The 15,579-nt window shown below is 41.4% G+C and carries 16 protein-coding genes; 13 read left to right on the forward strand and 3 right to left on the reverse strand.

Going from position 1 to position 15,579, the window contains the following annotated elements; all coding sequences use genetic code 11:
• The 12 genes from napG to PSF42_RS08420 all read left to right on the forward strand — a co-directional run bounded on the left by napG (position 1) and on the right by PSF42_RS08420 (position 10,990).
• Positions 1-711 carry a ferredoxin-type protein NapG gene (napG, locus tag PSF42_RS08365; protein ID WP_125891472.1) on the forward strand — a complete coding sequence of 237 codons (711 nt, stop codon included), beginning with the start codon at positions 1-3 and terminating at the stop codon, positions 709-711.
• A complete protein-coding gene (napH, locus tag PSF42_RS08370; protein WP_272679831.1) occupies positions 698-1,561 on the forward strand; it encodes a quinol dehydrogenase ferredoxin subunit NapH in 864 nt (287 codons plus the stop codon). Before napG ends, napH begins: the two co-directional genes overlap by 14 nt.
• A complete protein-coding gene (gene napB, locus PSF42_RS08375) occupies positions 1,558-2,007 on the forward strand; it encodes a nitrate reductase cytochrome c-type subunit (RefSeq protein WP_004913351.1) in 450 nt (149 codons plus the stop codon). Before napH ends, napB begins: the two co-directional genes overlap by 4 nt.
• A 9-nt stretch (positions 2,008-2,016) precedes the next feature.
• Complete coding sequence (napC, locus tag PSF42_RS08380) at positions 2,017-2,655, forward strand: cytochrome c-type protein NapC (RefSeq protein WP_102139974.1); 639 nt, start codon at positions 2,017-2,019, stop codon at positions 2,653-2,655.
• Between the two features lie 197 nt (positions 2,656-2,852).
• Positions 2,853-3,593, forward strand: coding sequence for a heme ABC transporter permease (locus PSF42_RS08385; protein WP_125891470.1), 741 nt, complete (start codon positions 2,853-2,855; stop codon positions 3,591-3,593).
• On the forward strand, positions 3,590-3,802 hold the full coding sequence (gene ccmD, locus PSF42_RS08390; RefSeq protein WP_004262214.1) for a heme exporter protein CcmD: 213 nt from the start codon (positions 3,590-3,592) through the stop codon (positions 3,800-3,802). Before PSF42_RS08385 ends, ccmD begins: the two co-directional genes overlap by 4 nt.
• Positions 3,799-4,290: a cytochrome c maturation protein CcmE gene (gene ccmE, locus PSF42_RS08395; protein ID WP_125891469.1), complete on the forward strand. Its 492-nt coding sequence runs from the start codon at positions 3,799-3,801 to the stop codon at positions 4,288-4,290. Before ccmD ends, ccmE begins: the two co-directional genes overlap by 4 nt.
• Positions 4,287-6,218: a heme lyase CcmF/NrfE family subunit gene (locus PSF42_RS08400; protein WP_140171092.1), complete on the forward strand. Its 1,932-nt coding sequence runs from the start codon at positions 4,287-4,289 to the stop codon at positions 6,216-6,218. The genes ccmE and PSF42_RS08400 overlap by 4 nt, the downstream gene beginning before the upstream one ends.
• Positions 6,215-6,772, forward strand: a complete 558-nt coding sequence (dsbE, locus tag PSF42_RS08405) for a thiol:disulfide interchange protein DsbE (RefSeq protein ID WP_004262204.1) — start codon at positions 6,215-6,217, stop codon at positions 6,770-6,772. The genes PSF42_RS08400 and dsbE overlap by 4 nt, the downstream gene beginning before the upstream one ends.
• On the forward strand, positions 6,769-7,839 hold the full coding sequence (locus PSF42_RS08410) for a cytochrome c-type biogenesis protein CcmH (protein WP_125891467.1): 1,071 nt from the start codon (positions 6,769-6,771) through the stop codon (positions 7,837-7,839). The genes dsbE and PSF42_RS08410 overlap by 4 nt, the downstream gene beginning before the upstream one ends.
• A 492-nt stretch (positions 7,840-8,331) precedes the next feature.
• Entirely contained in the window at positions 8,332-8,778 is a 447-nt protein-coding gene (locus PSF42_RS08415) for a DUF2946 domain-containing protein (protein WP_272679832.1), read from the forward strand.
• Positions 8,779-8,956: 178 nt separating this feature from the next.
• Complete coding sequence (locus PSF42_RS08420) at positions 8,957-10,990, forward strand: TonB-dependent copper receptor (RefSeq protein ID WP_125891465.1); 2,034 nt, start codon at positions 8,957-8,959, stop codon at positions 10,988-10,990.
• Between the two features lie 64 nt (positions 10,991-11,054).
• Here the strand turns inward: PSF42_RS08420 and PSF42_RS08425 are convergent, their stop codons facing one another.
• Positions 11,055-11,939: a helix-turn-helix domain-containing protein gene (locus tag PSF42_RS08425; protein ID WP_125891464.1), complete on the reverse strand. Its 885-nt coding sequence runs from the start codon at positions 11,937-11,939 to the stop codon at positions 11,055-11,057.
• 903 nt (positions 11,940-12,842) lie between these two features.
• Between PSF42_RS08425 and PSF42_RS08430 the strand changes: the two genes are divergently transcribed.
• A complete protein-coding gene (locus PSF42_RS08430) occupies positions 12,843-13,097 on the forward strand; it encodes a helix-turn-helix domain-containing protein (protein WP_125891463.1) in 255 nt (84 codons plus the stop codon).
• 98 nt (positions 13,098-13,195) lie between these two features.
• Here the strand turns inward: PSF42_RS08430 and PSF42_RS08435 are convergent, their stop codons facing one another.
• Together PSF42_RS08435 and PSF42_RS08440 are read right to left on the reverse strand one after the other, a co-directional pair.
• A complete protein-coding gene (locus tag PSF42_RS08435) occupies positions 13,196-14,191 on the reverse strand; it encodes a hypothetical protein (RefSeq protein ID WP_272679833.1) in 996 nt (331 codons plus the stop codon).
• A 233-nt stretch (positions 14,192-14,424) separates the two neighbouring features.
• Positions 14,425-15,261 carry a MurR/RpiR family transcriptional regulator gene (locus PSF42_RS08440; RefSeq protein ID WP_036958475.1) on the reverse strand — a complete coding sequence of 279 codons (837 nt, stop codon included), beginning with the start codon at positions 15,259-15,261 and terminating at the stop codon, positions 14,425-14,427.
• Positions 15,262-15,579 lie beyond the last annotated feature (318 nt).

Here is a 15,579-nt window from a genome sequence, read left to right on the forward strand (position 1 = left end):
ATGCCCCAGAAAGCTAAGTCTCAACAGGCTAAGTCCCAGAACAGCCGTCGTCGCTTTTTACGCGATGTCGCCCGCACTGCGGGTGGGGTGGCGGCTGTTGGTGTGGTGCTGGGGCTTCAGCAACAAACTTCCCGTGCGAGTGGCGTCAAGCTCCGCCCGCCGGGTGCCCTTGATGAAAAAACATTTGCCAGTGCATGTGTCCGTTGTGGGCAATGTGTTCAAGCCTGCCCGTATGACATGTTGAAATTAGCGACATTGGCATCCGGTTTGGCTTCAGGAACGCCGTACTTTATCGCCCGAGAAAAGCCGTGTGAAATGTGTGAGGACATTCCTTGCGCTAAGGTTTGCCCAAGTGGTGCATTAGATAAAGACATTGAGTCGATTAATGATGCACGCATGGGGTTAGCCGTTTTACTCGATCAGGAAAACTGCCTGAACTTTCAAGGGCTAAGGTGTGATGTATGTTACCGCGTATGTCCACTGATTGATGAAGCCATCACATTAGAACTGGAACAAAACCACCGAACGGGTAAGCACGCGCGCTTCTTACCCACAGTCAATAGCAACTACTGCACGGGCTGCGGTAAATGTGAACAGGCTTGTGTATTGGAAGAGGCGGCTATCAAGGTATTACCAAGGTCGTTAGCAAAAGGTGAGTTAGGGCACCATTACCGCTTTGGTTGGCTGGAGGGTAACAATGGCGAATCGTAAACGTGATGCCGGACGTGAAGCTCAGGCAAAAAAAGGCTGGTGGCAAAGCCACAAATGGTTGGTGTTTAGACGTATAAGCCAATTGCTGGTGTTAGCGATGTTCTTGAGTGGGCCATGGTTTGGGGTGTGGATTTTACAGGGTAACTACAGCAGTAGTTTATTGTTAGACACCGTACCTTTGACTGATCCTTTAATTACTTTAGAGAGCTTAGCAAGTGGTTACTTACCGGGGATCTCTGCGCTAATTGGGGCTGCTATCGTATTTGGGGTTTATGCACTGTTGGGTAAGCGTATTTTCTGCAGTTGGGTCTGCCCTGTAAACCCAGTGACGGATGCGGCGGCGTGGTTAAGACGTAAATTTGATTTTAACCAGTCTGCAACTATACCGCGCAATATTCGCTATGTCTTACTGGTGGTGATCCTGATCGGCTCTGCGATCACAGGCACATTACTTTGGGAATGGCTTAATCCTGTTTCATTAATGGGGCGCAGTTTAATTTTTGGTTTTGGCAGCGGTGCATTGGTTTTAGTTGCACTGTTTTTATTCGATTTATTAGTTGTGGAACATGGTTGGTGCGGTCACCTTTGCCCATTAGGTGCGCTATATGGCGTAGCTGGGTGTAAAGGCGCATTAGTTGTTACAGCGGAAAATAAAGAAAACTGTAGCCGTTGTATGGACTGTTTCCACATTTGCCCGGAGCCGCAAGTTCTGCGCGCACCGGTCCTAGATAAACAAGCTCCAGCGCAGATATCCGATAAAGATTGTATTACTTGCGGTCGTTGCATCGATGTTTGTTCTGAGGATGTTTTTAAAATAACACTAAGATGGAGTTCGGGAGCGAAATCATGAAAAATCCTGTCCTGAAAAAGACGATCAGCCGTTGGGTGGCTGGAATGGCCTTTGTTGTAAGCAGTCTTGTTTGGGCTGCTAATGGTGTAGACCTGACCCAATCACCAGAAGTATCCGGTACGTCAGAAGGAAGCATTCATATTCCGAAAGAGCAAGAAAGAATGGCATTAAACTATGTGAATCAGCCACCAATGATCCCACATAGTGTTGAAGGTTATCAAATTACCACTAATACTAATCGTTGTTTGCAATGCCATGGCGTGGAAAATTATCGTACCACAGGGGCACCTAGAGTTAGCCCAACGCACTTTATGGATGCAACAGGCAAAGTTCTTGGCGAAGTCGCACCAAACCGCTACTTCTGTTTACAGTGCCACGTGCCGCAGTCAGACACAGCACCGATTGTTGATAACACATTTACCCCATCCAAAGGTTTTGGGAAATAAGGGGGAATTATGTCAAATAACAATGATAAGCAAACACATGATGACAAGCCGAAGAAAAAGGGTTTGTTTGGGCTAATCGGCCGAGTATGGCGGTGGTGGCGTAGGCCAAGCCGTTTAGCATTAGGAACCTTATTACTGATTGGTTTTGTGAGTGGTGTTATCTTCTGGGGCGGCTTCAATACGGGTATGGAAATGGCCAATACGGAAGAGTTCTGTATTAGCTGCCATGAAATGCGTGAGAATGTCTATGAAGAATATATGGATACTATTCACTATACTAACCGTAGTGGTGTCCGTGCAACTTGCCCAGATTGTCACGTACCGCATGAGTTCGGCCCCAAAATGGTGCGTAAAATTCAAGCGAGCAAGGAGTTATACGGGAAAATTTTTGGCATCATCGACACGCCTCAAAAATTTGAAGACCATCGGTTAGCGATGGCGCAAAGCGAGTGGCGGCGAATGAAAAATAACGACTCACAAGAGTGTCGTAACTGCCATAACTTTGAGTATATGGACTTCACGGCACAAAAAGGGGTTGCAGCTAAAATGCATGACCAAGCCATCACGGATGGCAAAACCTGTATTGATTGCCATAAAGGGATCGCCCATAAGTTGCCAGACATGCGTGAAGTTGAACCTGGCTTTTAATTCAAGGTAATCATTTTATGATGAGTTATGCCGATGAATTATAAGTAGTGACCAATAAATAGGCTGGTTATGCGTTTGAGTATGATCAGCCTAAGTTATATTTGTGTTAAATCAATATATTTGCTTTTGTAATGTGTATTGTATGATTCTGTCACGCAGCATTTACTAACAATATAATAAATCAGGGTAATTAAACTATGTGGAAAAAGCTTCATCAACTTGCGATTCCAGCCAACCTTTATCGGCTATGTGGGCGCCTAATACCGTGGTTTATTATATTGAGTGTAATTTGTTTAGCGGTGGGATGGATTTGGGGATTTGGTTTTGCGCCAACCGATAAAGTTCAAAGCCAAAGTTATCGTATTATGTATATCCATGTGCCTGCTGCAATGTGGTCAATGGGGATCTATGCCACCATGGCAATCACCGCTTTTGTCGGTCTAGTCTGGCAAATGAAAGTCTCTGAGTTGGCGATAGCGGCAATGGCGCCTGTCGGGGCGGTATTTACCTTTATCGCATTGGTTACGGGAGCGACATGGGGTAAACCCATGTGGGGAGCATGGTGGGTATGGGATGCACGTTTAACCTCTGAATTAATTCTATTTTTTCTGTATGTGGGGATTATCGCTTTATGGCATGCTTTTGATGATCGTCGCACCGCAGGCAAGGCCGCTGCGATTCTAGTCTTAATTGGCGTGATTAACCTACCTATCATTCATTATTCAGTTGAATGGTGGCAAACCTTGCATCAACCTTCAACGCGTATGCAAGAAAGTATTGATCCAGCTATGCGTACCCCATTACGTTTAGCTATTTTTGGTTACCTATTTCTCTTTATCTCATTAACGTTGATCCGTTTACGTAGCCAATTATTGATGTTAGAACGTAACCGCCCATGGGTATTAGATATTGTGAATAAAAAAGGACATCAATCATGACTAGCGCATTTGCATCTTGGAGTGAGTTTTGGGCGATGGGCGGCTATGGTTTTTATGTATGGCTGGCGGTTGCGCTGACATTAATACCTATTTTGTTACTCTGTTTGCATACGTATATACAAAGAAAAATGATAATAAATGCCATTATTCAACAGCAAGCTCGTGAAGTCAGGCAAAAAGCAGCAAGAGCGCGTAGGGAGGGTGTGTGAATATTCGTCGTCGTAACCGACTTTGGTTGATCTGTTCCATATTGGTTGGCGTGGGGTTAACCCTCGCATTGATTCTCTACGCATTGCGCTCAAGTATTGACTTGTTTTATACCCCCGGTGAAATCCTCTACGGTAAGCGGGAAACTCAGCAAATTCCTGAAGTTGGACAACGTTTGCGCGTTGGCGGCATGGTGATGCCAGGCAGTGTGGTACGCGATTCTGACCCTGTCTCTAATGCTGTCAATATCACTTTTACGGTTTATGATGCCGAAGGTGAAGTGGACGTCAGCTATCACGGAATTTTGCCTGACTTATTCAAAGAAGGGCAAGGTGTCGTTGTTCAAGGCGAATTACAAGAGAATAATCATATTTTAGCGAAAGAAGTCCTTGCGAAACATGATGAAAACTACACGCCGCCAGAAGTTGAAAAAGCGATGCAGGAAAACCACCGCAGGCCAGCTGCTGCCTATAAGGACAATGCATCATGATCCCGGAAATTGGTAGCGTTTTACTGTGCTTGGCGTTAGGTCTCGCTGTTTTGCTGTCTTTTTACCCGCTTTGGGGAGTAGCACGTAATGATGCACGTTTAATGGCATCATCACGTCCATTAGCATGGTTACTTTTTCTCTGTGTAACAGGGGCATTCCTAGTATTAGTGAATGCCTTTGTTGTTAATGATTTCTCAGTCACTTATGTTGCCAATAACTCTAATACGCAATTGCCGATTTGGTACCGTGTTGCGGCAACATGGGGAGCTCATGAAGGCTCATTATTACTTTGGGTATTATTAATGAGCGGCTGGACATTTGCGGTGGCAATTTGCAGTTACCGTATGCCTCTCGACATTGTTGCCCGTGTTTTAGCTGTTATGGGGATGGTAAGCGTTGGTTTTTTGCTGTTTATCATCTTTACTTCAAATCCATTTTCTCGCACGCTGCCCGCCTTTCCGATAGAAGGGCGTGACCTCAATCCATTGCTGCAAGACCCTGGGCTGATTTTCCATCCACCATTGTTATATATGGGCTATGTCGGCTTCTCAGTGGCATTTGCCTTTGCGATTGCGGCATTGTTAAGTGGCCGGTTAGATAGCTCCTTCACGCGCTTTGCTCGCCCTTGGACGATGGCAGCCTGGTTCTTTTTAACGTTGGGGATCATGTTAGGTTCCGCATGGGCCTATTATGAATTAGGTTGGGGAGGCTGGTGGTTCTGGGATCCAGTAGAAAACGCCTCCTTTATGCCATGGTTAGTGGGAACGGCATTGATCCACTCACTCTCCGTCACTGAACAGCGAGCCACGTTTAAAGCATGGTCACTATTATTATCGATTTTTGCTTTCTCATTGTGTTTACTCGGGACGTTCTTGGTTCGCTCGGGGGTATTAGTTTCTGTACACGCCTTCGCCTCAGACCCATCTCGAGGGTTATTCATCTTAGCCTTCATGGTGTTAGTGATTGGCGGCTCTTTACTGGTGTTTGCACTGCGTGGGCACAAGGTACGCTCAAGGGTGAACAATGCCTTATGGTCGCGTGAATCTATGTTATTGGGTAATAACGTTATCCTAACAGCAGCGATGTTAGTCGTGTTACTTGGTACATTGCTACCCTTGGTTCATAAACAAATTGGCCTTGGCACGATTTCTATCGGTGAGCCGTTCTTTAATACCATGTTTATTGCGTTGATGGTGCCATTTGCCTTGTTACTGGGGATTGGCCCACTTGTACGTTGGGGGCGTGACCGTCCTGCCGCTATCAAAAAATTATTAATCATTGCAACGGTATTAACCGTTATTCTCTCTTTTGCCCTGCCATTACTGATGGAAGATAGGGTAGAAGCGCTGACGGTTGTCGGCTTAATGATGGCGTGTTGGATAGCCATTCTTGCATTTGCGGAAATGCGAGTGCGCATCAGTAAGAAAATCAAGCTCACGCCAAGTTACTGGGGTATGGTACTGGCTCACTTAGGTTTAGCGGTAACTATCGTCGGTATTGCCTTTAGCCAAAATTACAGTATTGAGCGTGATGTGAAAATGAAACCGGGCGATAGCATTTCAATTCGTGCTTATACCTTTGTATTTAATGGCGTAAAAGAGGCTGATGGCCCTAATTATCAAGGCGTTATTGGTAGTATTTCAGTGAAAGAGAAAGACAAAGTCATCGGTGTTTTAATGCCTGAAAAACGTTTTTATAGCGTAAGCCGAGCTGTTATGACTGAAGCTGCGATTGATGGCGGTTTTACTCGCGATTTATATGCGGCATTGGGTGAGGAAGTCGCGAAAGATACGTGGACGATGCGTTTGTATTATAAACCGTTTGTTCGTTGGATCTGGTCTGGTGGTGTGTTAATGGCTATCGGTGCGTTATTTTGTTTGTTTGACCCACGTTATCGTCGTCGTAAATTACAAGGGGAAACAGCATGAACCGCAAAGTCTTCTTAATTCCTTTTATTATTTTTGCAGGAATTGCTGCGGTCCTGTTATGGCAATTGATGCGCAATGCGGAAGGGGATGATCCCCGTTTATTAGAGTCTGCTTTAATTGGTAAGCCAGTGCCTGTTTTTCGCCTTGAATCACTTGAAAATCCGGGGCAGCACTACGAATCCGATGTATTAACACAAGGGCAACCTATTTTGTTGAATGTTTGGGCGACATGGTGCCCAACATGCCGTGCAGAACATCAATATTTGAATAAATTGTCTGCACAAGGTGTTCGAGTGGTCGGGCTGAATTATAAAGATAAACGAGATAAAGCCATTGTGTGGTTGCGTGAGTTAGGCAACCCTTATGCCCTAAGCTTATTTGATGGTGAAGGTATGTTAGGCCTTGATTTAGGGGTATATGGTGCACCTGAAACCTTCTTAATTGATGGCAATGGTGTGATCCGTTATCGTCACGCAGGGGCAATGGACGAGCGCGTTTGGGAAAAAGAATTTAAACCCCTTTGGGAGCGCTATAATCAGGAGGCGAACCAATGAGGTATTTATTGGGTTTATTGATGTTAGCGTTAAGCGCAACGGTGACATATGCATCGACAGAAGTGTTTACTTTCGATAATGAACAGCAAGAGCAGCAATTTCGTAAATTAACGGAAGAGCTACGTTGTCCTAAATGCCAAAACAACAGTATTGCGGATTCTAACTCAATGATTGCACTGGATTTGCGCCAAAAAGTGTATGAGTTAATGAAAGAAGGTAAAAACCGCGATGAAATCGTTGATTATATGGTTGCTCGCTATGGTTACTTCGTCACTTATAACCCACCTCTGACACCGCTCACGGTGATGCTATGGGGGTTACCATTTGTTGCGATAGCGGTAGGCGGCTGGATCATTTTTGCCCGTTCTAAAAAACGCGTTAGATTAAAACAGGTTGAGCAGGGTGATGAGGAAGCATTGCCTGAGGCCTCTCGTACCAGCAATTGGGTTTATTTACCCGGGTTTATCATCGCATTAGGTGTTGCGGGTGGGGCTTATTATCAGGTAGGCAGTTACGAGAAAGTGGCAGATTGGAATAATGCCTATCAGCAAGCTCCTGCTTTGTTAGATAGAGCACTAGACCCATCTGAGCCGCCACTCAATAATGCGGAAATGGAACACCTTGCTTTAGGGTTACGCACTCGATTGCAGGAAGACCCGCAAAATGTAGAAGCGTGGGAAATGCTAGGCCGTATTGGTATGGTGTTGGGGAATGCGACTATGGCAACCGATGCCTATGGCCGTGCTTATCGCCTAGCCCCTAAAAATGAAAATGTAGTGATGGGGTATGCGGAGGTTTTGACGCGCTCTTCTGATCCTGAAGATAACCGCCAAGGTGCGGAATTACTTAAAAAGCTGATCGCAGAAGACCGCACTAATGTGAAAGCGTTGAGTATTTTTGCATTCAATGCATTTGAGCAAGAACGTTACGCGGAAGCCATTTCTGCTTGGCAAATGATGTTAAAACTGCTGCCAGAAAATGACCAACGTCGGCCGATTATCGAGCGTAGTGTTGAACAGGCTCTGATGATGGTGCATGAAAAGAAAGGGTTGCCATCCGATAAGTAAGCTTCTTCACTGATTGTGTTATACAGGTGCTCGCCTGTATAGCACAGCCTTTCATATTACAACCACCGATTTAGGTTACTTATGAAGCGCTTACACAAGGCGTTAGTGATAAAGAAAAAAAGCAATATTTACAGATTAAATTGAGTGGTTTGGCGCCATATGACCGATTCCGATTAATCCAAACTCAAGAAGAGATAGTTAAAATCGTGGTGAATCCAAAATGGAGTTACCTTAATTGTGATATTTAGACGTCTATAGTTCAATAATATCAATACGAACAATTAGCTTATTATTAGTATCGATATAAATCGATTACCTTAATCATACCAATCTAATCAATGGATTGATTTTAATGGATGATTGTCTGTTTTTTCGTCTTTTGTATGTGGTGTTGCGCTGTACTTAACATTAATTGTGAAAATCAATAACAACACACTTCCAAATAAGATACAATCCCGCGCTATAAATTCGTACATAGATGACGGAAAAACGTTGCACCTGCGCACTTCAATCAGACAATTTGCTGCCTACCTTGCATTATTGGCTGTGGCTATGCTGTTTATTGCTCCATTGTTCTCTCAATCGATGAGGCTGATGGAACACTGTGTAAGCCCTAATTCTAATAATGCAATGGAGCCTCCATCAACGGCAGAACATTCGATGCATTCGCATCAAGGTATGCTGATGCCTGAAAATTGTGACGTTTCAACACCAATGAACCATATGTTAATGACAGGGATCGGGCAATCACCGATGGAAGACATTGCATGTGGCTACTGCCAGTTATTGATCCACTTTCCGTTTCTTATCTTATTTATTGCTGCGGTTATTCGGCAATTCGCTAGACTGACGCTATTTATTCCCTTTGAGTGTTACGTTCAAATTAGATTATTTAGACCTTGGTCATTACATTTCGCTCGAGCCCCTCCGACCTCCTGACTTCTTAAGATTGTGAATTTTACAAATTAATTAATGGTTATTTTTGCCGTCATAGTGCAAAGCGTTTTTGCTCATCTTGAATTTCTTGATTTTTAAGTGGTTCATCTGTGGGGGCTGGAAATGTGTTTGCCATTTAAGCGGTGAAAGTAGCATCGATTTTCTAAGAAACAGGTCAAAAATGAACACACAAATCTTCAAAGTGACTCCTATTGCGACATTGGTCATTAGCGCGATTTTTACGGCATCTACTGTCGCTAAAACTGAAGTGAATCAAAGCCCAATCTCGGAGAGTTCAGTGATGATTGTCACTGCGCCAGTCGATTCACCATTAACTATTACGACATCCCCTAAAACACCAAGACAGCCAGTTCCTGCAAGTGATGGTTCTGATTATCTCAAAACTATTCCTGGTTTTTCACAAATACGAAATGGTGGAACTAACGGTGATCCTGTTTTTCGCGGCATGTTTGGCTCACGTTTACGTATTTTAACTAATGATAGTGAGATGTTAGGTGCATGTCCTTCTCGTATGGATGCACCTACTTCTTATATTTCACCCGAAAACTTTGATGTGCTGAATATGATTAAAGGCCCTCAAACCGTTTTATGGGGGCCTGGAAACTCAGCGGGAACAATCCGTTTTGAGCGTGAAAAACCCCTATTTACCGAGGCCGGTATTAAAGGAAATGCGAGTGCGCTAGCGGCATCAAACCGTCGTTGGGACGGCAATGCAGATGTGAGTTTAGGCAATGAGTCTGGCTACATTCGCGTTATTGGCAATAAGTCACGTTCGAATGATTATAAAGATGGCAATGGGGACAAAGTGCCGTCTAAATGGGACAAATGGAATGCTGATCTTGCGGTTGGCTGGACACCGGATGAATACACATTATTAGAATTGACTGCTGGTAAAGGCGATGGGGAAGCACGTTACGCAGGTCGGGGAATGGATGGCTCCCAGTTTAAACGAGAAAGCTTAGGTTTGCGCTTTGAAAAGAGCAACATTGGCGACGTTTTAGATAAAGTCGAAGCGAATGTCTACTACAATTACGCTGATCATATTATGGATAACTACTCGCTTCGCTCTCCATCTGGTGGGGGAATGAGTGGGGGTCATATGGGGCATGGTGGTCATGGCATGATGAATATGCCAATGAAAATGCGAGTCGACCGTGAAACTATGGGCGGTCGTGCGATGGGGACATGGTTATGGTCAGACTATGAGCTGCGTGCCGGGGCAGACATGCAAACCAATAAGCATCGAAAAAACAACAATAATAGTTGGAAAAAAGATGCACAGTTTCAAGATTATGGTGTTTTTAGTGAGCTAACGTGGCATGCAACTGAACAAGGCAAAGTGGTCAGTGGGGCTCGTTTAGATCGTGTCATAGTTGAAAATAATACAGGAATAGGCTCTTCAGGGCGTAACACCGTGATGCCAGCAGGCTTTGCGCGCTATGAGCATTCTTTATCGGGTACGCCTGTTATGCTATATGCAGGTGTCGGTTATACAGAACGTTTTCCTGATTATTGGGAGTTGTTCTCACCTAAGCTCGGCCCGAATGGTAGCAATAATGTGTTTGATAAGCTAAAAACGGAAAAAACAACTCAGTTAGATATCGGTGCTAAATATAGCCATGAAGATACTAATGCATGGGTTTCTGCATATGTGGGGCGTGTTGATGATTTTATTCTCTTCCGTTATAGCGCAGTAAATCCACGAATGAGTCAGGTGGAAAATGTGGATGCGTTAATTATGGGCGGAGAACTTGGTGTTGCCCAAAAGCTCAGTGATGAGTGGAAAGCGGATGCAAGCCTTGCTTATTCATGGGGGGAAAACCGTACAGATGGAAAGGCATTACCGCAAATGCCACCGTTGGAAAGCCGATTTGGTTTATCGTGGGAAAAAGGCGATTGGACCACGACAGGCTTAGTGCGTGTTGTGAGCCGCCAAAATCGTGTTGCCATTAATGATGGAAATGTAGTGGGTAAAGATTTCAGCAAAAGTGCGGGTTTCACGATTTTTTCATTAAATACAGCGTATAAAATTAATGAAAACATGAAATTAAGCGCAGGTGTTGATAATCTTTTTGACAAAACCTATAGCGAGCACCTTAATTTAGCGGGGAATAGTGGTTTTGGTTATTCATCCAATGTGCCAGTGAACGAACCAGGAAGAAACTTCTGGGCAAAAATAAATGTGACTTTTTGATTATTAGACTAGCATCCCATGCAATTTTGTATGGGATGCTGGCTGGTTATTAAATAGGCGCTTGTTAAATAATAACGGGAATATAATAATTTAGTTCTTGAATGAAGTTGCGTGAATCATTAATGAATGCCTCATAAGAGGGTTTAGATTTTAGGACATATTGTTCCACATCAGGCCCTTCTCCACGGACGATATCCATTTCAGCAAGTACTTTCCCATAAGCAGTATAGATAATATCATTATAATCTATACCATGAAGGCTACTAGTAATTTTGATTTCTAAGTAATTTCCAGAGGGTAACTGTAAGTTTGTTGCTTGCGGAAGTTCGATATCTACATCTTGTTCATCTAGAGCCGTGGTATATAGGAAATGCCCTTCTGCGTTAGCACTTTGGTCAATACCATGGATAGCATATAGATGCTGAGTGACATAAGGGTTTTTATCAAAAAAAGCCATCCAATAGTACCGACGCAACTCATCCGTTTTTAGATTCCATTCATTAATATCTTTAGTGTAACGATGTTTAGTGCCAAGTAAATTGATTGCCGGTAACTGGGTCAATTTAACACTCACGTTGAGTTCTTTACTCTCTCGTAGCGGTAAACAGAACCCTTCAACTTTCCAGCCTTCTCGTTTTCTATATTCAGAAGGTGTCAGATTAAATTGCTTTTTAAATGCACGACAAAAAGTTTGTTGTGAGTCAAAACGGTATCTTAGAGAAATATCCATTATGCTGTCATTTGTTAGTCGTAATGCGACAGCAGAACAAGAAAGACGTCTTGCTCGGATATAGGAGCCAAGAGCGAGCCCTGTTTGGTTTTTAAATAGGCGCTGAAAGTGCCATTTTGTGTATCCTGATTTATCGGCAACAGTATCTAGGGATAGGCGTGATTCTAAATTTTGTTCTATCCAGAGAATAATTTCCCTGATAACACTTTCTTGTAGCATGATTATCCTTTCAGGTCTCTTTACTTACCAATAAAAATAAGAAGCCATATAATAACTTTGTGCGATGAGTAGCAAGTATTCATAGGTGCTCGTAATAGGATAGCATGCTAACTGACAATTTTATTAAAAAGATGTGAAGTTAAGTAAGTTTTGAGAGGGTGAGGGAGTGAATACTAAAGTACACCTATTTGGCGTTTACATAATTTGTCTAATTTTTACATGCTGTGTATAGACTGAAAGTAATGAATATGGCATAAATGTAGAGGAATGATTTTATTTGCATCTAAAACAAACTGTTATAGCAATCTATTTTAGAGATTCAAAATAAGAGTGATATAATGTAACTTACTAACCTTGAAAAGTACTTTTCCCCTATAAGTCTATTATAAATCATCTTATTTTTATAATCTAAAACTAATCTTGTAATTTCGACTAATAAATAAAAAAAAACGTCTTTTTTTATGATGGGGAAAATTTTTCTTTATTATAATTGCGTTATGGAAACTTATTGATACGCATGAATACAAAATGTCACGAATTTCCTAAGGTTATAACATTAAATTTGGTAATATGATTTTATCAAAATGAAAATGTAAGCTAAAATCTAGTTAAACTGGAAATACAATTTTTTAGTCGTTGATAGACGATAATCTAGTTTCTATATCGCTTAAACTTTACATTTTATGTGATGAGCGTCACAACGAAAGTGAAATAATGAAACTGATTTAATCTAGTTATATCATCTGGTTATCTAATTTTTTATTTTAATTTCATTGTTGGATTATCTTAAATTGACTTGTTTAATTAGGATTTTATTATTTTAAGTCAATTTATAAATTTATGGTTGGTGATAATTTACGCACCGGTTAATAATATTCATTTTAATATTTAGTAGAGGTTATTATGGGCAAGGAAAGCATTGCTAAAATGCTAGGGATAAAAATCCGAAAACAACGAGAAAACCATAAAATATCGATAGAAAGAATGGCCAGCTTAATCGGTGTAACAGAAGAAGAAATGAATCGATTCGAGACTGGAGAAAGTTGTATTGATGTTGATTCATTATTTCAATTTGCTTATCTTTTCAATGTTGACCCTACGTCTTTTTTATATGGCGTTGTTAATATAAATGGTGGTACATATAGCTCATTACATTGATTATAAGTGAATTAAGTGTGTTACAAACATCATTGTATTATTCACCAGTAAAATAATATTGCATGTTACTATTAGAATTATCTTTATATTTTCAGTAATCAAATATATCCATAGGTATTCAGCTGTTTTATGACTTTATCAGTTAGTTTATTAGCGCGACTCCATTGATTAATCTTAGCTAACTTTGTGTTGCTAGCGAGTTTTAAAATAAATTGGTCGAGTTGCTCTACAATAAAATTATTTTGATTAATCTCTTGATTTTTCTCATTAAAAGAGATTTTTTTCGCTACTTCATATCGGTTATTGCATTGTTTTAAAGACAATTTGTCTGAGATCTTTCCTGTATTGAAAAAGATTTCAAATGAAATCAATAACCCGCCATTTTGGCGAAAATTGATCATCAACACATCGCCATCAGCTCTTTTCATAAAAGGATGTGAGTATTGAATTGCCGGGTTTGAAAGTAGAACATCAGGCATTAAAGATAACAATAATTCTATATTTTTTGTGATAGTGTTTCGTAATATATTGAATGGTAATTGATTTTCAGCCTCACATATTCTATGTGTTGTGAGACGTAATAACCCTGTTTCTAAGCCATGTTTAGACATTAAAGCGGTTTTTATTTGACTGAACTGGTTATCAAAGCTAAAAGGTTGGTTATAACCAATGAATACACCATGCCGCGCCGCTTCCTCTAGCACTTCCTTTAGTTTGATTTCATTATAGTTGGGGATGTCATTTAATAGGATATCTTTTCCTGCAATTACAGCAGTATGAATCGCAAATTTGAGTAACTCATCACTGCAAGTGGATGTCATGATGATGCAATCGACATCATCATGGTTGATCAACTCTTCAATCTTTCTCTTTTGGCACATAAAGTCAGTCATAGAAGGGAGTGATGGGGACAACTGGCAAATTGACTTTAGCTCACTATGATGAGCGCAACATTTTATCGCATCGATATAAAGCTGGTTATAAGGTGTTGTACCGATTAAACCTATACCAGAGCGATTAAGGGACGTGACAGAATGTTGTTCCTCAAGTAAGCGAAGATGCCCGAGTAAATAAAGAAAGTGTGTATTTAACATGCTTAGCCCTTATTATGGTTTTATCTGACACGAGAAATAATCCCAACATAGCAGGACGAAATAATAATTTCATTTGATTGTCTTTTTGGAATTTGTATTTTCTGATGAGATTCACAAATCCAAGAAAAAGATGAAACTTAATTAACATTCAATAAATACGTTTATGTTAATGAGGGAGAGGATTGGAAGAGGCTCTGAATTAATGGAGGTGTTTAATTACAGAGCCGTATAACTTAGACTAAGCTGCTACCCTGACGATAGGCTAATGCAACGGTTAGTGATTGTGCTAAACATAAGGTGGCTGACTGCGAACGAAATGCATCTACTTGGGCTTCTTTGATCACAAAACAAACATCACTAAAACTTGCCAACGGGCTGATTTGGCTGTCAGTAATCACGATTTGTTGTGCACCTGCTTGGGCCGCTTTTTCGCTGACCATGACAGTTTCTGAGGCGTAAGGTGTGAAACTGATTGAAATAACGACGTCATTTTCGCTGATCCTGCTGATCTGCTCTTTGAACATCCCGCCAAGTCCATCAATGAGTACGGGGCGACATTCTAAATGGCTAAGAGCGTAACTTAAATAGGTTGCAACGCTGAATGAACGACGTAAACCGATAATGTAGATATTTTGTGCATTCGCTAATAGCGATACGGCTTTTTCGATATCTTCAGCAGGCGTTCTCGCAGCCATTTGCTGTAAAGCTTGGGCATTAGAATGCGCAAATTCTTTCAAAATCTGTGATGGGTCATCGCCCAGCTCTTGGGAACCGTCCATTTCACGAAACATACGTGCTCTATCTGTGTAGCTGGCGGTTTCTTCAACAAGGTTCATGCGAAACAATTGTTTCATTTCATTAAACCCACTGAAATTAAACGCATTTGCAAAACGGATCAGCGTCGAAGGCGGAACCTTAGCTTCTTTCGCAATGACGGCGACAGTATCAAATGCGACGCTATTTGTATTGTCTAATACGTAGCGTGCTACTTGTTGTAGCCGTTTACTTAATTCGTCATATCGCGAGCGAACTTGCTCTTGAAACTCATTCAAATTTGATGCACTTGACATATAACCTCCAGAATTTGGCTCTAATTGTAGTTGTTTTACAGCGTTAGTCGAATCTTTTTGAAACACTTAGTTCAACTTTAAAAATTTTCTTTTTTTAGGATCGTGAAATAATTTGAATTTGGGATAATAAATTGAACAGCTTACATCAATTTGCTCTCTGATTTTCTTGATTGAAAGAAGGCCATGTTTAGCTCAATACAACGGCAAAATAGCCAATAAATAGGTGATTGACATAAGTTTAGGATTGGTATTTTTTTAGTCGCGATTAAAATTTCACAAAAACTTTGTCTAGATCACATAAACTGAATGTTATTTCAA

This window comes from Providencia sp. PROV032, assembly GCF_028484875.1.
In the GTDB taxonomy this organism is placed as follows: Bacteria; Pseudomonadota; Gammaproteobacteria; order Enterobacterales; family Enterobacteriaceae; genus Providencia; species Providencia rettgeri_E.